This is a genomic window from Paenibacillus sp. FSL H7-0943 (assembly GCF_037963265.1).
In the GTDB taxonomy this organism is placed as follows: domain Bacteria; phylum Bacillota; class Bacilli; order Paenibacillales; family Paenibacillaceae; genus Paenibacillus_AQ; species Paenibacillus_AQ odorifer.
In genome coordinates, this window is sequence record NZ_CP150148.1 from 4,783,913 (window position 1) to 4,804,372 (window position 20,460).

At 43.4% G+C, this 20,460-nt stretch carries 17 protein-coding genes; 2 read left to right on the forward strand and 15 right to left on the reverse strand.

All coding sequences use genetic code 11. The annotated features are described in order from the left end of the window. Positions 1–59 precede the first annotated feature (59 nt). Positions 60–1,067, forward strand: a complete 1,008-nt coding sequence (locus NSQ55_RS21000) for an ABC transporter substrate-binding protein (RefSeq protein WP_076184088.1) — start codon at positions 60–62, stop codon at positions 1,065–1,067. Between the two features lie 88 nt (positions 1,068–1,155). Here the strand turns inward: NSQ55_RS21000 and NSQ55_RS21005 are convergent, their stop codons facing one another. The 13 genes from NSQ55_RS21005 to NSQ55_RS21065 all read right to left on the reverse strand — a co-directional run bounded on the left by NSQ55_RS21005 (position 1,156) and on the right by NSQ55_RS21065 (position 16,640). Further along, on the reverse strand, positions 1,156–1,377 hold the full coding sequence (locus NSQ55_RS21005; RefSeq protein ID WP_042190339.1) for a hypothetical protein: 222 nt from the start codon (positions 1,375–1,377) through the stop codon (positions 1,156–1,158). A 46-nt stretch (positions 1,378–1,423) separates the two neighbouring features. Then, the gene (locus NSQ55_RS21010; protein ID WP_339168932.1) at positions 1,424–3,400 is read right to left on the reverse strand and encodes an ABC transporter permease; all 1,977 of its coding nucleotides are present in this window, start codon (positions 3,398–3,400) and stop codon (positions 1,424–1,426) included. Further along, complete coding sequence (locus NSQ55_RS21015; protein WP_339168934.1) at positions 3,390–4,157, reverse strand: ABC transporter ATP-binding protein; 768 nt, start codon at positions 4,155–4,157, stop codon at positions 3,390–3,392. Before NSQ55_RS21015 ends, NSQ55_RS21010 begins: the two co-directional genes overlap by 11 nt. Positions 4,158–4,291: 134 nt before the next feature. Continuing rightward, positions 4,292–5,707 (reverse strand): MFS transporter, encoded by a 1,416-nt coding sequence (locus NSQ55_RS21020; RefSeq protein ID WP_339168936.1) that lies wholly within the window; start codon positions 5,705–5,707, stop codon positions 4,292–4,294. Positions 5,708–5,906: 199 nt separating this feature from the next. Further along, positions 5,907–6,911, reverse strand: coding sequence for a helix-turn-helix domain-containing protein (locus tag NSQ55_RS21025; RefSeq protein WP_076129500.1), 1,005 nt, complete (start codon positions 6,909–6,911; stop codon positions 5,907–5,909). A gap of 165 nt (positions 6,912–7,076) precedes the next feature. Next, positions 7,077–8,180, reverse strand: a complete 1,104-nt coding sequence (gene cheB / locus NSQ55_RS21030; protein WP_339168938.1) for a chemotaxis-specific protein-glutamate methyltransferase CheB — start codon at positions 8,178–8,180, stop codon at positions 7,077–7,079. Between the two features lie 41 nt (positions 8,181–8,221). Continuing rightward, complete coding sequence (locus NSQ55_RS21035; protein WP_076184111.1) at positions 8,222–9,820, reverse strand: methyl-accepting chemotaxis protein; 1,599 nt, start codon at positions 9,818–9,820, stop codon at positions 8,222–8,224. Between the two features lie 208 nt (positions 9,821–10,028). After that, positions 10,029–10,691: a response regulator transcription factor gene (locus tag NSQ55_RS21040; RefSeq protein ID WP_076219667.1), complete on the reverse strand. Its 663-nt coding sequence runs from the start codon at positions 10,689–10,691 to the stop codon at positions 10,029–10,031. Positions 10,692–10,728: 37 nt separating this feature from the next. After that, positions 10,729–13,659: a PAS domain S-box protein gene (locus tag NSQ55_RS21045; RefSeq protein WP_339168940.1), complete on the reverse strand. Its 2,931-nt coding sequence runs from the start codon at positions 13,657–13,659 to the stop codon at positions 10,729–10,731. 96 nt (positions 13,660–13,755) lie between these two features. Continuing rightward, positions 13,756–14,511 carry an RNA polymerase sporulation sigma factor SigF gene (sigF, locus tag NSQ55_RS21050; protein ID WP_036676059.1) on the reverse strand — a complete coding sequence of 252 codons (756 nt, stop codon included), beginning with the start codon at positions 14,509–14,511 and terminating at the stop codon, positions 13,756–13,758. Positions 14,512–14,522: 11 nt separating this feature from the next. Beyond that, positions 14,523–14,978 carry an anti-sigma F factor gene (gene spoIIAB, locus NSQ55_RS21055; RefSeq protein ID WP_036676058.1) on the reverse strand — a complete coding sequence of 152 codons (456 nt, stop codon included), beginning with the start codon at positions 14,976–14,978 and terminating at the stop codon, positions 14,523–14,525. Then, complete coding sequence (gene spoIIAA, locus NSQ55_RS21060; RefSeq protein ID WP_036676057.1) at positions 14,975–15,328, reverse strand: anti-sigma F factor antagonist; 354 nt, start codon at positions 15,326–15,328, stop codon at positions 14,975–14,977. The genes spoIIAB and spoIIAA overlap by 4 nt, the downstream gene beginning before the upstream one ends. Positions 15,329–15,503: 175 nt before the next feature. Next, positions 15,504–16,640 (reverse strand): D-alanyl-D-alanine carboxypeptidase family protein, encoded by a 1,137-nt coding sequence (locus tag NSQ55_RS21065; protein ID WP_235219379.1) that lies wholly within the window; start codon positions 16,638–16,640, stop codon positions 15,504–15,506. A 374-nt stretch (positions 16,641–17,014) separates the two neighbouring features. On the opposite strand from NSQ55_RS21065, the gene NSQ55_RS21070 reads away from it, so the two are divergent. Continuing rightward, entirely contained in the window at positions 17,015–18,028 is a 1,014-nt protein-coding gene (locus tag NSQ55_RS21070; RefSeq protein ID WP_339168944.1) for a serine hydrolase, read from the forward strand. Between the two features lie 110 nt (positions 18,029–18,138). Here NSQ55_RS21070 and NSQ55_RS21075 read toward each other — a convergent pair whose 3' ends face one another. Together NSQ55_RS21075 and NSQ55_RS21080 are read right to left on the reverse strand one after the other, a co-directional pair. Next, complete coding sequence (locus tag NSQ55_RS21075) at positions 18,139–19,470, reverse strand: pyrimidine-nucleoside phosphorylase (protein ID WP_036676056.1); 1,332 nt, start codon at positions 19,468–19,470, stop codon at positions 18,139–18,141. 161 nt (positions 19,471–19,631) lie between these two features. Continuing rightward, the gene (locus NSQ55_RS21080; RefSeq protein ID WP_280753006.1) at positions 19,632–20,450 is read right to left on the reverse strand and encodes a purine-nucleoside phosphorylase; all 819 of its coding nucleotides are present in this window, start codon (positions 20,448–20,450) and stop codon (positions 19,632–19,634) included. Between the last annotated feature and the right edge of the window lie 10 nt (positions 20,451–20,460).

The window sequence follows — 20,460 nt, forward strand, 5'->3', positions numbered from 1 at the left end:
TAATAATGATAATGATTCTCATTATTATTTATTGGTACATATATATAGGGAGGTTTATCATGCTAAAAAGAAAGACCCTCTTCCCCATCCTGGCACTCATAATGTTATTGTCTGTATTTGTGACAGCTTGCGGGGGAACGAACAATGCTTCATCTAATAAATCAACAGCAACAACAGAAGCAACTACAGCACCAAGCACTGAGCCAACGGCTGCTCCTGAGGCTTCAGCTGCTGAAATGCGTAGCTATGAAACCACTAAAGGTACTGTACAGATACCTGTAAAACCACAGCGGATTATTACAGATTATTATGGTGGGGAGTTGCTCTCCGTAGGAGCAAATGTTGTAGGTGTCGAACCTAGTACCTTTGATAATCCCTTCTTGAAAGACCTGCTCACAAACACACAAGATGTCGGTGCTCCGGTTAACGCCGAGAAAGCTCTGGAACTTACACCTGACCTGATCGTCGTTATGTACGATGATAACTACGATGCTTTATCCAAAATTGCTCCAACCATTCATATTCCATACGGAACCGCTACAAATATCTATGAAACTGTTAAACTGTTCGGTGACATTGTAGGTGTGCCTGACAAAGCTGAACAATTTATTGCTGACTTTGAGAAAAAGGCTGCTGAAGGCCGCGAGAAGCTTAAAGGTGTCGTAAATGAAAATGATACTTTTGGAATCTATGAGCTGACTGATAAAGGGGAGCTATGGACCTTCGGAAATAATGCTGGCCGGGGTGGACAAGCCCTTTATAACGCACTTAAGCTAAAAATGCCTACTAAGAACAGCAACGACAACCAAACGTTGCAGCTGTCCATGGAGCTATTGCCCGAATATGCTGCTGACTACATGTTCCTCACCACTTATGATCCTGACAAAAAAGGGGATAAGCTGAAAGAACTGAAGGAATCTCCAGTTTGGAACGGACTTGATGCTGCGAAGAACGATCATCTATTTTACAATGATTTTGATACCTACTACCGCTATGATCCGATTGCGATTACCGCACAGATTGATCTGTTCGTAGATATGATTCTTGAACGCAACGGTAAGAAATAAACATAGGCACATACAAAAACACCCCTCTTTAGGCACTGTCTAAAGTGGGGTGTTTGGCTATACATAAGAAGTTTCTGTTAAATTTATATCATCTAGTATATTCATTATACTCATCGGTGTTATTTAGTTTTTTGTACATATACTCATCATTTTTAAGCTTATAGAGCTGCCCCATCCCCGCAAATACGAAAAACAGCACCAAAATTAATCCATACGCATAGGTGAATTCACCAATATAAAAGCAAGTGACTATCGCAACAAGGGTCAAGATCATTAATGCGACTGCAATTCTGGAAAAAATCTTTTTCAAATGGAATCCCCCCACGTTTTGTGCACCAATATTATCATATTTGGGATTAAATTGAAATCTCTTTTTGGTCTATTAAGGGAATATCGAGTAGCTGAATATGTGCCAGCATATTGTGAGTGTATATTTTGGTGTATATACGATAAAAGAGGACTTGAAATAAAAGATACGCTCCGCCTACTAACAAACAAAACCACATCGGCTCCAGAGCTGTAGACATTTCAACCCTGGAAGAACTAACAACATAAAAAGAAGACAACGCAATACCTAATGCATACGGGAGAAAAAACAGCACTTTTAAAGGGCCGCCTATAATGCGAGCCACGTCCTTAGAAGTAATTCCAATCTTGTTCAGCTTCCTGAATTTGATCCGCTCACGCTCTAAATCGGTCTGAATACTGAAATGCAGCACTATCCCGGAGGCGCCGAAAAATATTAAACCAACAAATGAAATTACGAAGATTCCAAATCGGCCAGACTCCTGTAACTGTAGATAGTCACTTATTCTAGACTTCGTAGAGAATACGAGGGCCTCTTGCCGTTCATTGCCATACCAGGACTCTGTATTGTCTTTGTTATATTTGGCTAAAGCGGCATTTAACTTAGCATCTATATCCGCAGTTTTTTTCCAATCCTTAAAATTCAGGAGCTGAAGATTACCGATCGCTTTTTTATTTTCCGCTTTCAGCGCCATATAATCCTCTTCGTTTAAAATGATATGAAGACCATTCATTAGATTCGGCACAGGGTTAAATACCATGTCAAATAGGATACCTTGTGAATACAGCGTATGCTTCCCGGAAGCAAGCATCAGATCAAAGGTGGGCATTTCCGGTCTTTGATTCTTCCACTCTTCTCCTTGTGCAACTATGGCCAGATTTAGAAAGTGATCTTTCTCCACATGATAATCAGTGCCGATTAATGCGTTTATATTCTGGTCCAGAAATATTTTGAAATTAAACAAGTCGATATACTCCAGCTTTTGGTGTGAAAGCAGCGGCGTGGCGCCATGATCCGTGATCTCGCTTAGTATTTTTGGTGAGATGCTATTTTTTCCGAATACTTCTGAATAGGCAATATCATATGGATTGTTTGCAACCGGAATATCCTCAGCATTCCAGGTCAAATAAAAAATAATTCCGCTTAGAGAAATCGTGATGAAGACGAGGAAGGTGATAAGAGAAAGCACTATTTTGGAGCGACCAAGGGTATAGATCAAATTGGAACTAAACAGCAGGTGCTTGTGATATGCTCTGCTTGATCGCGATATAAAAAGTTTCAACCAGTCCCCAAGTCCTGACAGCAGCAAATAAACGCCTAACATACTAATTCCCAGATTTATTAACATCATGCGAGCATCGGAAGGGTTGTAATGAGTGAGCATATTATAAACGGAGATTCCCAAGAGCAAAACTCCGATGACCCCGGTGATTTTCCCATGAATCAGGTTGCGTTCTGCGGTTCTGGACTCTTTTAAAAGACGTAAAATACTGTATCGCAAAGTTAGTAGCAAATTGACTGCAATCACAACTATGTAAATCACCGCGAAGAATTTAATGGTATACAGATAACTATCGGGCGTCAGTATAAAAGCACTGTCCCCAATATTTACAAACAGCGAAACAATCAAGAAAAAAATACCGGAGAAAACTGTCCCTGTACCTAAACCAGTGAGAATCGAGGCTAAAGCGATCATGCTATTCTCGAACAAAATGATTTTGCGGATATTGTGGCTTGTCATTCCAAGTACCATTAATAGCCCAAAGTCGCTTTTTCTGAATTTTAAAAAGGCCATTTGAGCATATACAATAAACAGAACAGCAAACACCCTTATCACCAAAAAAGGAGCATATAAATTACCTGACACCATCCCATTCACTTGATAAGGGTCATTAAAATCAGGATTACTGTACAGCGAATAAAATGTAAAAAAGATCATGACCGTAAAGCTGCTGCATAGGAAAAATAACAAATATCTTCTAAGATTCGCCTTAAATATCTGAAATGCCATTCTCCTAAAGGTCATCTTCTCCCCCTCCAATAAAGGCCAGGTTCTCCAGAATCAGATCCAAAAATGCTCTGCGCTCTTTATTCTCTCTAGCAATCTCTAGTAGAGCCTTCCCATCTTTGATAAAAAGCACCCGATTACAATAGCTGGCCGCAAAAGGATCATGCGTGACCATCACTATCGTTGCTCCTTTTAGAGTGTTGAGCTTGGCGAAGGTCTTCATCACCGTACTCGAGGTTTTGGAATCCAAATTCCCCGTCGGCTCGTCCGCAAAAATCACATCTGGATGATTTATAATCGCCCTGCTGATCGCCGCCCGCTGCTGTTGCCCCCCTGAAACCATATAAGGATATTTGTCCTTCACCTCATCCAGATCGAATAGCGATAACGTCTCATCTGTCTTGGCATTGATATCTTCTACCTCTTGATCATCCAGCACCATGGGCACCATGATATTTTCCCGTAGGGTCAGACTATCCAGCAGATTGTAATCCTGAAAAACGAATCCCATACGCTGCCGGCGAAAAATCGCAAGCTCGTTCTTGGACATCTCACTTATACTAGTATCTGCAATTCTTACAACCCCACTATACTCCGTGTCGATTCCGCTTAGTATATTTAAAAGTGTTGTTTTCCCGCTCCCCGAGGGTCCCATAATCGCCACAAACTCGCCGCTATCCACACTAAGACTAATCCCGTTCAGCGCTCGAAACCGATTCGTTTTGCCTTTGCCTTTATATTCTTTCGAGAGATTCTCTACTTGCAGTATGGACATCCTGGCACCTTCTCATTGATAGGTTTGGAGTGAGTTACATTAAATGGAATTCAATCACTCGGTATTACTATAAAGCTAAGAAGGGCGTTCGTTTGTTAGATTGCTCACAGCGCAAAAAAAGCAGGATACCTCCTCTACAATTTCCGCTCCCGCAAAAAACAAAGGCAAAGAAAACCAGTAAAAGCAAGTCCTCCGATTGCTGCTAATGAGAAGGAAAACGCCCTTACATAATCCGCTAGATCTGCTTCCAAAAGAGAATGCTTTAGCGAAGCGGAGAATAAAATACCGATTAACGCCACTCCTAACGAATTCGCAAAATACATAAAGGTAGTGATCAAGCCTGAACCCGTGCCCGTGATCTTTGTGGGTACTGAACTAAGCGTGACGTTAACTAGGGGCGTAGTAGCCATTCCAAGACCGAAACCATATATCAATAATAGTAGGATATTACGAGGGTCTAGCAGCTGCGTAACGTCCACATTTAGCTCTAACATAAGCAGCAGACTACAGCTCCCCATCATCAGCGCTCCTATCTTAAGTACACTCATCCCCCATCTTTTGACCATTCGAGAAGAGATTAGGGAAGTCATAAAAAAGCCTATCCCTATAGGCAAGAAAACCATACTCGTATCTTGAACACTATAGTGCAAACCAAATTGCATATAATAGCTCAAAATAAAAAAGAAAGAGAACATACTTAGATAAAGGACAAGAACGGTTGCCAGACCAGCGCTAAATGTTCGATCTCTGAAAATAGACAGATCGACTAACGGTAACGTCCCCTGCTTTCCCTTTCGATTTTCAACCCAGATAAAAGTAAACAACACGAAAAGAGCTAACATTAGACAGCCAAAAATCCACAACGGCCACCCTTGTTTTTGTCCCTCTGACAACGGATAGATCAACAGGAACAAACCGATCAGCAGAAGGAAGCTTCCAGTCCAATCAATACTGTGCGCCTGCTCAGCCCGTGTTTCAGGTACAATCGGCATTAACAGCAGGACGAGAAGTCCAAATGGCACATTGAAAAAAAATACTATCCGCCAACCGAGATCGAACGGATTCCAATTCACAATAGTACCTCCGAGGATGAATCCGAATGCAAATCCAATGCCAATCATTGCGCCGTAAATGCCGAAAACAAACCCTTTTTCCTTTGGCAGAAAGCTGACCTGCAGCGTAGATAGAACCTGAGGTTGAATAAGCGCCGCAGCCAATCCCTGCACAATCCGAATAACAATCAGAAGAGCCGGATCTGAGGTCAGTCCGCCTAACACTGCCATGACCGTAAACCCGCTCACCCCGATCATCAACATCCGTTTTCTGCCGTATATATCCCCAAGCTTTCCGCTAATAATCAACGCCACAGCTAATCCTAGCGAAAATCCGGTAACGATAAGCTGTGCTTCCGAAAAGCTTGCGTTCAAGCTATATTGCATAGATGGAAGCGCAACTTGAATCATATAAGTATTTAATGAAATAAGTAATGTTGGCAGTAAAATAACCCCCAGCGCATACCACCGTCGCGAATCTACTTGTTGTTGTTCCATTGTATGACCACCTTTTTATCTGCAATCTATGAAATTATTATCATTCAGAGTGGTCTTTTTCTCTACCTGTTAAGGGAGGTTCACTCCTTGATAAGGGAGCAAACACAAAAAAACCTCAAGCATGCAGAAGATAACGTTCGATTCCGAACCCTATGTTCTAACACTTGAAGCTTTAAGCTTTCTGCATTTACAAATCTTCCTACAGCCTGTTTCGTTCCAAACTCTGTTGTTCGATACGTTTTAAGTATTCGCTTGGATTGCAGCCATAATGCTTACGGAAGGTCGTCGTGAAATTGCTGACATTGCTATATCCGACCGAAACAGCTGTTTTCCCTATATTCAAACCTTCAACCTCCATATACCAGAGCGCTTTCTCCATCCTTTTTATACGTACAAGCTCGAAGATCGTCATGCCAAATAATTCGCGGAAGCCTTTTTTCAGCTTGAATTCGTTGATACCTACCCGCTTAGCCAACTCACGTATAGATAACGGTTGTTCGAAATGGATTTGCACCAATTCATGTACCCGCTTCAGATTAGTAATATCATCATGCCGCAGCGTCATACTATCGCTAATAGAACCGTAACCATCAGACTCACCAAACAAAGCAATAAATTCAAGGGCTTTGCTCTCCATATATAAACGTCTCAATGTTCCATGATAGGTACAGTGGATCATTTCGGAGACACATTTTCGGATTGCCGCAGTATCTGGATAACGATCAATATTTCCACGATGATGTCTAAGCCAGGTTTCCATTTGCTGTGTCTCCGATAAATCTCCGGCGTAATTCAGCAGTTCACTAGGAGCAAACCGTATTTCCAGCAATTGATTGGGGACACCTGCTTTTTTCTCTTCATACACCTGAACATCCTCTAGAAAAAGGACATTGCCCATTTGTTTATCCGTGTAACTTTCCTTGCCGTTCCATTCGCAATAGATTTCTCCGCTTAGATTATAGCTTAGTTCAAACAACGGACAAGCTTCTTGAATGTGGAGCTTCATATCCTGTTCGTAAGTTATGTCCGTATACATAATCTCCATACCTGGACGAATCCGTGTACGGGTGACGCTTCCCTTGCCAATATGTGAAGGAATAGTAAGCCGCTGTTCCCATTGGTTATGCTCAACATGCCCCTCTATCCGTTCAGTAAATTGATCAAAAAGATCATGAATTTCCATATTCAATATATTTAAAGTCATCGCAAACCTCTCCTTCTTCGCTCGTTGTATACGATGAGTTACATGATCTCTACTCTAGCTCCGTAAATGATAATTGTTATCACTTGAAAGTGTCAACCTGAAATACAAAAAAGCATTGGCGGATTTTATTCTGCCAACGCTTTTTTAGAAGTAAAATAAGACCGTTCAAACCAATGGAAATGCGTCCCTCCGGTATCTCAGCTCCCCCGTAACCTCCATAATCTTCGAGGCTAACAAATGCGAGGGCAGCTCGTAATCCACACAACCCAGCTTCGCGGCTGCTTCAGGCATTTCACTTTCAATAGAAGTTTCTTGCGATTCTACTAGCGTTGATTGGGCGCCAGCGTGTTTAGCAGCCAGCATCCCTTTAGCGCCGTCATTTCCCATTCCGGTCATTAGGATTAAATGCTGCTGTAGACCAGTTAATGCAGATATAGAATCAAACAAAATATCGACCGAAGGACAGTGCCCATTCACTGCAGGCTTTTTCATAAGTTTTATTCTGAGATCCTGCCCCTCCTGAATGATGGTCATATGAGAATTACCTGGAGCGATATAGACGGTTCCCCCGAGCACCGATTGCTTGTCCTTGGCTTCCACCACCCGTACACTTGAGAACCGATTCAGTCGTTCCGCCAATGCTTTTGTGTACTTGGGCGGGATATGTTGAACAACCAGCAGGGGATACGGGAAGCTCGCCGGGAGCGAGGAAATTAAGATTTCTAATGCTTTCGGCCCCCCTACTCCGCATCCAATTCCCACGATCTGCTCAATAACTTCTGTACATCCATTCTTAACGTTGTTTTGCTTCTCTTGTCGAGCTTTCACTTTGGAGATGTTTATATTGTTAAGAATAAGAGTTCTTAAAGGAATTTCAGCGGCTTTCTTAATTTTGAATAATAACTCATCTTTTATGCTGTATAGACCAGGTCCATAAGATTGAGCCGGCTTGGATATGAAATCCACTGCACCATTTTGTAAAGCAGTAATGGTTGCTGTTATTCCATCCTTTGTAGCGGAGCTCAGGATAAGTATAGGTGTTGGCCGCTGAGACATTATGCTTGTGAGTGCTACCAACCCGTTCAATTCCGGCATTTCTATATCTATAGCCACGACATCGGGCCTGAGTCTTTGAACCATGCTGATCGCTTCGGATGCATTTCGAGCTACTCCAATGACCTCGAGGGTTGAATCCTCCGAAATTAGGTTCGAGATCTGTTTACGCATGGTTACTGAAGCAGCTACAACGAGCACCTTTATTTTTTGCACTACTTCTCCTCTCCTATCAATGATAATACCCCTGACACTGTTTATTTAACTTTAAAAATAGATACCAGACTATTTAACTCTTCTGCTAGCTGAGCCAAAGCATTGGCCGTCGTTGCCGTTTCACTGCTGCTTGCCGCCATTTCTTCAGTTGCGGCGGATATGCTCTCAATTGAGAACATCACCTCAGACGATTGTGCAGCCTGTTCTTCACTGGCAGCCGCAATTTCTGTTACTTTATGAGCGGTATCGTTCACCATCGTAAGGATATGTTCAAAGGCTTCTCCATTTTTTTGTGAAAAAGCTACTCCTTCTACTACGGCATTTACACTGTGCTGCGTATTCTTCTGCATTTCTTTGATAATGCCCGTGATTTGTTTCGTAGCCCCACTGCTCCGCTCAGCTAACTTTCTTACTTCATTCGCAACAACGGCAAAACCTCGACCTTGTTCACCTGCGCGGGCCGCTTCAATCGCTGCGTTTAGGGCAAGCAGATTTGTCTGTTGGGCAATATCTTCAATCACCGCGATAATCTCACCAATCTTATCGGAGTCTTCCGCAAGTCTAGACATTTGTGTATCCAGTACTGCCATTCCTTCTACGGAGTTCTTAACCACGATCCCTCCATCTTGAGCGATACGCATCGTTTGATCTGAAAGCTCAGAGGCCTGTTCAGCACTCTGGGCTACTGAATTAATCGCCGCAGATAATTCTCGGAACAACTCATTCATCGTTTGTGCTGCACTAGCTTGACTCATACTTCCACTAGCTACTTCCTCTGTACTTGCTGAGATTTGCTGTGCAGCAGCTGAGACACTTTCCGCAGAAGAGGAAATGCCGCTAACAGTGCGTCTTAGGTTCAGAACCATTTCATTAACAGAATAAGCTAGCATTCCAATCTCGTCCTTAGATTCCAGGTTCGACGTTTCGCTTAAATCACCATTGGCCACTTTACCTAGCAGGCGCATTACTTGATTTAGAGGCCGTGCTATGATCTGCGATATTAAAAGACCCAGACCAATACTGATGAGCAGCGCAACAATAGTAACGCTAAAAGTAATCAAACGTGAGGACTGATAAAGGTCATTGGCATTAACAATCGAACCTTGAGCCTGCTTCATATTGATGTCTATTAAATTTTGCAGAAAGTCAGTCAGCTCTGTTGTAGCTGTTTGCAAATCACTTACAAGCAAAAAATTTGTATATTTCTCATTACTAATATTTGTTTTATCAATTTCAATAGTATCATCAAGACTTGTGATATAACGTTGCCAGATCTCAGGATAATCCTTCATTATGGCTAATTCTTCAGCTCTCAACGCAGTCTTGCTATATTTACCCATGATCTCTTCAATACTTTGAACGTTTTTATGTATTTTATCTTCGTATTCTTTCTTTTCTGCCGCTGTTTTAGCCATCGTGTTTATATCACGGATATTGATTCTATTTGTTAAAAATAGTTCATTCGCTTCTCCCAGATAAGCTATAGGTGTTAAGCGATTTTCGTACATGTCCACGATAGAGCGGTCCATCTTACTCAAATTCGTAATTCCATAGAATCCTACAAAGCACAATATTGCGGATACTAACAGAAATGCGGAGATTAACTTCACTGCTGTTCTTAAATTATAAAACCACTTCATTTTCCTCAGCCCCTCATTGGCGTTAGTCATTTTTTAGTAATTCTTAGGAACTATTTCATCATATACGGTAAGCAGATTAAGGTAACCGAAAAAAAATAGCGCGACCACGCAAAAATATTGCGTCATCCCGCAAAAAAAGCGCAGACCAAAAAATCCCGCCTCACAGCACCGTGAACGGGATTTTGATCTATTTGTTTGTTACGAATTTTCATAGTGAATTGTTGAAATCGGACTCCTTCAATATACCCAGTCGCTTAGCTTTTATTGCCGCTTCAATTCTTGATTTCACATTTAGTTTTTGGAACAGACTCGTTAAACTGTATTCCAGCGATCGTTGACTCATAAGTACAATCTCTGCTATTTCCTTGTTGCTTTTTCCTTTTGCAATCTCTGTCAGCATTTCATGCTCTTTTTTGCTTATCTTCGGGTTTGCTTGGTCAATATTAATCTCCATTCCTTTAGGTGATACTTTTCTTAACTGTTTAACTAGGGTATGAGGCAAAATGACATCTCCCCTTAAAGCACAACGCACTGCTGCAACCAACTGCTCTCTATTGGTCGTTTTTGAAATAAATCCAAACAAACCCGATTCGATCATCAAGTTGAATTTGTTTGTAATTTCGTATCCGGTGTAGATTAAGATAATCGCGTCTGCGTTTATTTTCAAGACTTCCTTCGCCAAATCAATCCCATTCCCATCAGCGATATGAAGATCAAACAGCATCACGTCAAACGTATGGCTACCCACCATGTTAAGCGCCTCATGGGCTGAATTGGCTAGGGTAACCTCCATATCTCCCTCTTGTTCCAGTATCATCTTAGTCCCTTCCATGACAGAGGGATGGTCGTCCACTAACAAAATTCGAATCATGCCTAATACACCCCTATCCCCTTATTATGCCCCATGATTAATCTGCAGGTATGGATATAAAGACAGCTAATCCCTTATTCTCTGGCGAAAGAAATCGTATGGTCCCATCCATACTGCGAACCCTTTCTTTCATCCCATAAATCCCCATACTCTTAATAGAATCCTCTCCTAAAAGGCTCATTCCAATTCCGTTATCTTCATAATCTAAAAGCACCTGTTGCCCTTCACTAGCTAAGGAGATACGTACTTCTGTGGCACAGGAATGTTTAGCTGCATTAGCTAAAAGTTCCTGCACAATACGGTACAGACCTATTAGAATCTCGTCTTTTAACTTATGCCTGAAAGCGTTTGACTCAAAATAAATCTGATAGTCGTTCCGCAACTGAGCAAATTCAAACAATGTCTCAAGTGAGGAAGCAAGCCCCTCATTGATTAATGCTGGTGGTCTAAGCTCATTGCAGATCATCCGCAGTTCATAGATAACATCGAGTAAACCTTCTGTGATCTGTTCTAACTGCTCCTTTAGTTCCCCCGTAACGGATTTATCACTTAAAAAATTATCAAGCTTACGATACCAGATGATCTGTTCTTGAAGTGCTGAATCATGTAAATCTTGAGCAAGCCGTTTGCGTTCATTCTCGGATAAATTAAACATAAAGCGTAGTAACCATGTCGGAGCTTGCTCGGAAGCCGCTAACTCAAGGTCCTTAGTTAGATCTTCTATGAGCAAAAAATTATCAAATAACACACTAACATAACGGGTAATCGTCTTCAGCCACACTCGAACAGAACTTATTTCTAATAAAATAGACTTCTCATTAATGGATAGAATATAGCTTTTTCTTCGGAACTCTCCGATCTTAAGTGAATAGCCCTGCTCGGTCTCAATAATCTCGCATATTTTATCATGGTTATCTTCAACTTCAACCATACAAATATTGGTAACCCGCAAGACCTCTCTAACTTCTTTTAGTAATCGTTGTTCCATGTGACTGATCTTCATCGCACCAAACAAATCTTGCGAGAATTGATCAAGACTCATCTGTAAGTTGAAATACCTTTCCTCGCTGTTCCGAATGATCTGCTCTGTAAGCTGTCTTTCCACCTCAATTTTTTTCCGATCACTGATATCCCTAAAGATAGAGATACATGCAACCTTACCCTTATATAGAATTGAGCTAGCTGTTACTTCTACATCGATAATAGATCCATCTGACCGCACGACCTTTTGTTCAATAGGAGCTAATATCCGATTGGGTCCATAATAGATTTCACGCATCCGATCTCTAGCCAGCGTTATATAGTCTGGGTGGGCCCAATTAAAAATAGAGGTGCCAATCAATTGATCCTCACTGCAAACTCCAAACAATCCTAAACAGGAAAAATTCACATAAAGGAATTTATATTCACTATGGAGTACTACCGCTTCAGGTGACATATCAATAAGCAGCCGATTGAGTTCCTCGCTTTCTCTAAGTTCACTCTCCATCTGGACCCTTTTTGTAATGTCTCTCGCTACAATCACAATACTAACTACTTCTCCATCCTCACCAAGAACAGGTGTACCCAAGCATTCCAGATCTATAATGTGACCTTTGATGTGAATAAACCGATTGTAAAACATCTTACATACTTTTGTCCGAAAAATATCCAAGATCTGTTCCCGCAACACTTCTTGTTCATCAGGATGAATATACTCCAAAATGGTTGTGTTCTTTATTGAACCAACAGGAAGACCAATAATTTTCTCACAAGAGGACGAAGCAATAATGAAGTTCCCTTGCTGATCCAGAACCCCAATCATATCCTCCATATTCTCTGTAATAAGCCTGTACTCCGCCTCTCGCTGAGCCAGCCGCTTTTCCACCTCCACAGATGCAGTGATATCTCTTGCGATAACAAAGGTACCCACAATTTGATTGTTTTCATGTACAGGGATGTTTTTCATCGACCAATGGTTAACTAATCCATTCTCGCGGACAGAAGTAACCGTGTAATGCTGCAGAACTCCGCCAACCGTTTTCTCAAAATAATCAGACATCATATGCGAATTCTCTGCACCAAATAAATTCACAATGGATAAGTTTTCTCCGAATCTATTAAAAGCTTCTCCAGTAATTTGATCTGCCGCTGGATTGATAGCTACAATGCTGCCCTGCAGATCCAATTCACACACGATATCTGGGTTATGGTCAAACAGGGATTTGTAGCGCTGCTCGCTTTTTAATAGAACCTCTTGCATCTGCTTTTTTTCCGTATGATCGATTAAGATCCCATTGAGCCGTACCACTGCCCCTGTCTCATCCATACTGGGAATGATCCTGACTTGGACCCATCGGAGTTCACCGCTGGCATGGATGATCCGATATTCACTAAGATTGCTTATTCCTTGCCCCACTGTAGTTATAATCTCTTGAATTAAAGGCCGCTCTTCTTTAGGAGCAATTCTTAGCCAAAAGTCATCTTCCTTCGCCTGTTCTGGTGAATATCCCGTGATATTGAAAATGGCATCCGATATGAATAACATTTTCCGTGATACGTAATCGTAAGACCAAATCGCCACATCGATCGTAGCAAACATCTGCTGATACAGAGAAAAGCTACTCTCTAACTGGGCTTGAGCATTTTTTTGTTCCGTGATATCTATGATTACGCCATCTATTCTACAAACCTTATGCTCTTGATTAAAAACGGGCGTGCCTATACTTTGAACCCACTTCAGCGCTTTTGCAGGTAACTGCATACGATACTCAAGATTACATAGGTGACCAGAGTATAATTTATCTATATACGCATCAAACCGTTCAAGATCCTCACTGTACACATATTCACGTAAAAAATTGGGGTTATGCGGTAAAGCATGATCTGAACAGTCCACCCATTTCTCCAAAACATTCGACATTGTCAGCAAATTCGCTTCCATGTCAATAGACCATGAGGTCATATCCTTGTCACCAAGTGAATGCATATTGAGATTCCCTCCACATAAAAAGCCCCCCCTTCTCGGGGCGGCTTTTTCTTCCTATTCGCTATTTCACAAGCGTCTTTACATTTTAACCATTATCTACTGAGCAATCTGCTCGCGGATATTCTGCAATATTTTCTTCTCCAGCCGGGATACCTGCACTTGAGAAATCCCAAGGCGACTAGCAACCTCTGACTGCGTTTGGTCACGGTAATATCGAAGATAAACAATCAGCCGTTCACGCTCGCTGAGACCTCCGATAGCCTCATTCAGTGCCAGCTTATCAAACCAGCGTTCCTGTGATTCGTCAGCGATTTGATCAATCAGTGTGATCGGGTCGCCATCATTCTCGAACACAGTCTCATGAATCGAGGTCGGTGGCTTGTTAGCTTCCTGAGCAAATACCACTTCTTCAGGGGTAACTCCCAGTGCCTCAGCAACTTCACCGATGGTAGGCAGACGGTCCAGCGTCTTAGACATTTCATCCTTCATCTTGCGGACCTTATTAGCCATCTCCTTAAGAGAACGGCTAACTTTCAAGGTTCCATCGTCGCGAAGGAAACGCTGAATCTCGCCAATGATCATCGGCACGGCATAAGTGGAGAATTTGACCTCATAGCTGAGGTCGAACTTATCAACGGACTTCAAGAGCCCGATGCAACCGATCTGGAACAAATCGTCAGGTTCATACCCGCGGTTCATAAACCGCTGCACTACCGACCAGACCAACCGGATATTGCAGCTAACTAGTGTGTCCCGGGCAAGATTATCTCCGGCCTGACTGAGCGCGATAAGACGTTTGACCTCCGCATCGTCCAAATAGGTCGGCGGAGCTTTTTTTGACTCTGCATCCATGGCTCCAACCCCTAATTGTATAAAGCTTTTTTCGAAACGATGGTTTTCTTCATTGAGATCGAAGTGCCGTGTCCCGGTTCACTAGTGACTTCAAATTCATCCATGAAATTCTCCATAATGGTAAAGCCCATGCCCGACCGCTCCAGCTCTGGCTTTGAGGTATATAGCGGCTGTTGTGCCAGCTCCAAATCCTCAATGCCCCGTCCCTGATCCTCAATGGTTAAATGTACCGTTTCGTTGTCCAGCGAAGCTGAAATAGTCACAATCCCTTCCGGATCACTATCATACCCATGAATAATACAATTGGTGACCGCCTCCGACACGACTGTCTTCAGATCATTCAGCTCGTCCATTGTAGGATCAAGCCTAGAAACGAACGCCGCTACAACTACACGCGCGAATGATTCGTTCTCCGAGAGTGCAGCGAACTGCACGTTCATGAAGTTACCAGCCTTACCATTTGTCATAACGCAACCTCCAAATCCGAGAGTGCAGTGCTCTCGTCGTCATATAGGGGCATGATCTTGAACAGGCCTGACATTTCCAGAAGTCGCTTCACAGGTGCCGTTGCATCACACACCACCATTTTGCCGCCTTTACTATGGATCAGTTTATACCTTCCCAGAATTACGCCGAGACCCGAACTGTCCATAAACTGCAGATGCTTAAGACTAAGGATCAAATGCGATACCTGACCCCGCATAATCGCTTCATCCATATCCATTCTTACAAAATCGGCGGCATGATGATCGAGTTCCCCAGATAAACGGACAATCAGCACACCCCTGTGATGCTCCATTTCCACATTAGAATTCATGCTTGCCACTCTCCTCTTCGTTGCTTTGAAAACTTGGCCTTAAGAGACAGTACCCATTCTCTTCAAGGACAAGGTTTCTACGTGGCAAATCAGGAATCCTGCCTCACGACAAAACTAGAAGAAAACCCCTATGAATCTACAAAGCACATGGGCGCAATCTACAAAAAAGCTCTTTTTAATCCATGCCGAACATCGAGCCTGTTGTACGTTTAAAGAGCTTCCACCAGCCTGCTTTTGCCACAGCTTCCCCTGCTTTAAGTTCATACTCTTTAATCACTTGGGTTCCTTGGTAGACAACCAGCTTGCCTATGGACTGGCCTTCAGCCACTGGTGCCTTCACGCTTTCTGGAAGTACTAGTTCGTGACGAATGCCTTCTTGCGTCACACCTTTTTTCAAAAGAACACTATACGTCTCTTTCGCCGTAATCGGCAGCTCGGACTTCACACCCTTCTCAATCTTAAGGGTACCGATAGCGTCCCCTTCTTTGTGAATAGTGTGGATCTTATATTGCGAAAAGAGATAGTCAAACATGCCCGACACTTCACTGTTACGTGTCTTCGTGTTCGGCTCACCCAGCACAACAGCAACAGCACGCAGACCGTCTCTTGCAGCCGTAGCGGATAAGCAGAATTTTGCTTCAGCGGTATATCCTGTTTTCAGTCCATCAGCGCCTGTATAGAAACGTACAAGCTTGTTCGTGTTTACCAACCAGAATGGTTTGGTGGAATCCTTACGCAGATAATCCTGATAGGAACCGGTATATTTGATAATTCTATCATGCTTTAAAAGCTCCCGGCTAATTACCGCAATATCGTAGGCTGAGGAATAGTGATTAGCAGCTGGAAGACCGTTGCAATTGGCAAAGTGGGTATCTTTCAGACCCAGCTCTTCCGCTCTTTTATTCATCAGATCGACAAAAGCGCTCTCCGAACCCGCTATTTTCTCTGCCATTGCCACAGATGCATCATTACCGGAGGCCATAGCGATGCCTTTGAGCATCTCATCCACCGACATTTCTTCACCAGGCTCCAGGAAAATTTGCGATCCGCCCATCGATGCGGCATATTCACTCGTGCGCACCTTATCCGTCAGTTGCAGTCTTCCTTCATCCAGTGCTTCCACCGTAAGCAGCATCGTCATAATCTTCGTAATACTTGCGGGAGGCAGCTTATCATGGCTGTTCTTTTCATAAATAATAGTGCCAGTGCCTGCATCCATCAAAATCGCAGAACGCGCACCAGGCGCAAGATCTACAGCGGCAGCATTACTGCCAGAATCCTTGCTTTTTTCCTCAGCATAAGCACCTGACATCGGTCCTAGAACCGACACAACGATACAGAGCACAAGCACAGCAAAACGCATTTTTCTCACAATGGTTCCCCTCCTGAACGTTAACCTTCATATCACAGGTACTGTGTTCCAGTTTCGTCAGAAAGGGTGGAAATTATTCCATTTCCAAGTAAATAACTATAATAATTTATCGCAAGAAGTAATGATGTTGTCAATAAAAAAAAGCCCAGCAGCAGTTGCAGAGCATTTTTATTATAGGGGAGATCAAAAGTTAATTCAATTTTTAAGTATTTCCAATTTTTCCGTACTCATTTAACCCCCCTTTAAAGGAAAATGTAATATTTTAACGAATGGTATTTAAGAACTTAACTGCTTATAGAGGAGTGAATATACAGATGAACCACCTTGCAGATTGTATTGAAGCAGAAGCTAAACAGAACAATTTCTCTGGTGTAGTGCGGGTACAACAACCTGATAAAAAAGTCATCAGCAGTTGTTACGGTTATGCCAATAAGTCGGATAAGCGCGAAAACAATATTCATACTCGGTTCGGCATTGCTTCCGGGTGTAAAATATTTACCGCGATCGCTGTCTGCCAGCTGGTCGATCAGGGATTGATTTCTTTTGAAAGTAGACTATTAGATTATCTGAAAAAGGTAGAGTTCCCTCTCTTTAGTCCCGACATCACCATACATCAGCTGCTTACGCATAGCTCTGGTATTCCGGATTATTTTGATGAAACAATTATGGGTGATTTCGAGGATCTGTGGAAGGCACGGCCTATGTACACCTTGCGACAGCTTGAGGATTTTGTGCCGATGTTCCGGACTCTTCCCATGATGTGGACCCCTGGCGAACGTTTCCACTACAATAATGCCGGCTATATCGCGCTAGGCCTTCTGGTAGAGGAGCTGAGTGGAATGTCTTTTTCCGATTATGTAGAGCAGCACATCTTTAAGCCTTGCGGAATGGAGCAATCCGGTTACTTTACGTTAGATGCCTTACCTGCCAACTGTGCACTAGGATACATAGAGGAAGAGAACGGGAACTGGAGAACCAACATCTACTCAATCCCGGTAAAGGGAGGCGCTGACGGTGGTGCTTTCGTCACTGCCCCCGACATGCAGCTATTCTGGAGCGGGTTAATGAACCATACATTATTGAGTCCAGTACTCACTTCATTATTGCTTACTCCCCATGTACATGTGGATGGCGAAGGCTATTATGGTTATGGTGTATGGATTACCCTCCGCGAAGAAAAAGTGTTCAAATTTCACATTATGGGCTATGATCCCGGTGTTTCCTTCCGGTCGGCTATCTATCCAGCTAGTGGCGAGACTGTAGTCGTATTATGTAATACAAGCAGCGGGGCTTCGCAGATTTTCAATAAGATCAATAATCAGTTATAAATATTGCACCATTGAACAAAACGCAAAGCAGCGACCTTCCCGATATGGGAGGATCGCTGCTTTGTTGTCTGTTTACGGCCATAGCCAAGACAATATTTATGTTGCCTTGACTAGTACCGTGTTACCCCATCTTTAGTAACAAGTGCAAATACCAGAGGTTGGGCAGGAACAGGTTCAGAAGTGATACGGTAGGCTTCTAACACCTTACCTTCAGCTTCCTCTACTTTCTTCTCACTGGCATCATTGATATGCAAGACTGCAAGCGTCTCGCCGATCTCTACAGCATCTCCAACCTTTTTAGAAAGTTGAATTCCCACAGCCAGATCGATTACGGATTCCTTAGTTTCACGTCCAGCTCCAAGCAGCATAGCCGCAACGCCAATTTCCTCGGCCTGAATCCCTTCTATGAACCCTTTGGTTTTTGCTTTCACTTCAATGAATCGCTTAGCCGTAGGGAGCTTCTCCGGAGAATCAATTTGCGATACATCTCCACCTTGTGCCTTCACGATTTGTTTGAACTTCTCTAGCGCACTGCCATCTTCAATATGCGTCATAAGAATCGAACGTGCCTCCGCTTCATCCTTGGCTTTGCCGCCAAGAACAAGCATCTGGCTGCCCAGAATAAGACAGACCTCCTGCAGATCCTTCGGACCGTGACCCTTCAAGGTCTCGATTCCTTCCTTAATTTCCAACGCATTTCCGATCCCGTAACCAAGCGGCTGGTCCATATCACTGATAATCGCAACGGTATTGCGACCCAGATGCGTTCCAATGTCAACCATCGCCTGAGCGAGTGCTATAGAATCATCCAGCGTCTTCATAAAAGCACCGCTGCCTGTTTTGACATCCAACACGATCGCATCCGCACCTGCTGCAATCTTCTTGCTCATCACAGAGCTTGCAATAAGGGGGATGGATTCAACTGTTGCTGTTACATCCCGAAGGGCATACAGCTTTTTGTCTGCGGGTGTAATGTTGCCCGACTGGCCGATCACGGCAGCCCCGATCTCCCCTACTTGGTCAAAGAAACGCTCACGAGCCATCTCGATAGAGAAACCACTGATGGACTCCAGCTTATCGAGCGTGCCTCCAGTGTGCCCAAGTCCGCGGCCGGACATCTTCGCTACCGGTACTCCAGCAGAAGCTACCAAGGGTGCCAATACTACAGTTGTTTTATCGCCCACTCCGCCTGTGGAGTGTTTATCGACCTTAATACCTGCGATTGGGCTAAGATCTACTTGATCGCCGGACATCGCCATTTCCATCGTTAGATCGCCGGTTTCCCGCGCGTTCATGCCTTGGAAATAAACAGCCATTGCCCATGCAGAGAGCTGATAATCAGGCACTTCACCTTTACTGTAGCCCTGAATTAAAAAGGAAATTTCCTCACGACTCAGCTCTCCACCATCTCTTTTTTTCTGAATAATATCTACAGCTCTCATATTACACCTGCACTTCACGGACAATTGCGCGAGCAAGTCCGATAAATTTTGGTCTAGTCAAATTAGTTACCTTCATTATCTGTTCAAACGTCAATGGCTCAAGCTCATTCACTTGTGTCATAGATTGGACCTCCCAAAAATTCAAAATGCAGTATCCGAAATTACATTTTCGGAATAAAGCCCAACACCAGCCTCAGGAAACGCTCACGCACACGATCTGCAGTTTCCATAACCTCTTCATGGTTGAGCGGTTGATCCAGGATTCCCGCAGCCATGTTAGTAATACAGGAGATACCCAATACCTCGATACCTGCATGCCGGGCAACAATGGTTTCCGACACAGTAGACATGCCAACAGCGTCAGCCCCCAGATGACGAAGCATTACGATTTCAGCAGGTGTTTCGTAGCAAGGTCCCAGCAGACCTGCATATACACCTTCTTTGAATTCGAAATTCTGCTGCGCTGCCGTTTCCTTCGCTACCTTGATCAGGCGGCGGCTATAAGCGGTTGACATATCCGGGAAGCGCACGCCCAGTGCAGGATCATTAGGTCCTATTAACGGGTTCCGTCCCGTCATATTCAGATGATCCGTAAGGAGCATAAGATCGCCCGGCGTGAAATCTGTGTTCACTCCACCAGCAGCATTAGTTACTAATAGGCTGGCTATACCAAGTTCTTTCATAACCCGAACAGGGAATGCCGTAACCTCCGGTCCATAACCCTCATACATATGAAAGCGGCCCTTCATCATCACGACACGGCGTCCTTCAATCATACCGATCAGCAGTTCTCCCTCATGCCCTTCTACAGTGGACACAGGGAAGTGAGGAATCTCATCATATGGAATGCTGATCCCATCGGTGATCAGGTCTGCCAGCACACCGAGTCCTGAACCAAGGATCAATCCAATTTCCGGAGCCACCGGACATTTGTCTTTTATATAAATGGCTGCTTCTTGAATTTCTTTTTGAGTTAACATGCTATGGATG

Bases quoted from the DNA above. Each gene is read 5' to 3' on its own strand.
- NSQ55_RS21000 (WP_076184088.1), top strand. From the start codon at position 60: ATGCTAAAAAGAAAGACCCTCTTCCCCATCCTGGCACTCATAATGTTA.
- NSQ55_RS21010 (WP_339168932.1), bottom strand. From the start codon at position 3,400: ATGACCTTTAGGAGAATGGCATTTCAGATATTTAAGGCGAATCTTAGA.
- NSQ55_RS21015 (WP_339168934.1), bottom strand. From the start codon at position 4,157: ATGTCCATACTGCAAGTAGAGAATCTCTCGAAAGAATATAAAGGCAAA.
- NSQ55_RS21020 (WP_339168936.1), bottom strand. From the start codon at position 5,707: ATGGAACAACAACAAGTAGATTCGCGACGGTGGTATGCGCTGGGGGTT.
- NSQ55_RS21025 (WP_076129500.1), bottom strand. From the start codon at position 6,911: ATGACTTTAAATATATTGAATATGGAAATTCATGATCTTTTTGATCAA.
- NSQ55_RS21035 (WP_076184111.1), bottom strand. From the start codon at position 9,820: ATGAAGTGGTTTTATAATTTAAGAACAGCAGTGAAGTTAATCTCCGCA.
- NSQ55_RS21040 (WP_076219667.1), bottom strand. From the start codon at position 10,691: ATGATTCGAATTTTGTTAGTGGACGACCATCCCTCTGTCATGGAAGGG.
- NSQ55_RS21045 (WP_339168940.1), bottom strand. From the start codon at position 13,659: ATGCATTCACTTGGTGACAAGGATATGACCTCATGGTCTATTGACATG.
- sigF (WP_036676059.1), bottom strand. From the start codon at position 14,511: ATGGATGCAGAGTCAAAAAAAGCTCCGCCGACCTATTTGGACGATGCG.
- spoIIAB (WP_036676058.1), bottom strand. From the start codon at position 14,978: ATGACAAATGGTAAGGCTGGTAACTTCATGAACGTGCAGTTCGCTGCA.
- spoIIAA (WP_036676057.1), bottom strand. From the start codon at position 15,328: ATGAATTCTAATGTGGAAATGGAGCATCACAGGGGTGTGCTGATTGTC.
- NSQ55_RS21065 (WP_235219379.1), bottom strand. From the start codon at position 16,640: ATGTCAGGTGCTTATGCTGAGGAAAAAAGCAAGGATTCTGGCAGTAAT.
- NSQ55_RS21070 (WP_339168944.1), top strand. From the start codon at position 17,015: ATGAACCACCTTGCAGATTGTATTGAAGCAGAAGCTAAACAGAACAAT.
- NSQ55_RS21075 (WP_036676056.1), bottom strand. From the start codon at position 19,470: ATGAGAGCTGTAGATATTATTCAGAAAAAAAGAGATGGTGGAGAGCTG.
- NSQ55_RS21080 (WP_280753006.1), bottom strand. From the start codon at position 20,450: ATGTTAACTCAAAAAGAAATTCAAGAAGCAGCCATTTATATAAAAGAC.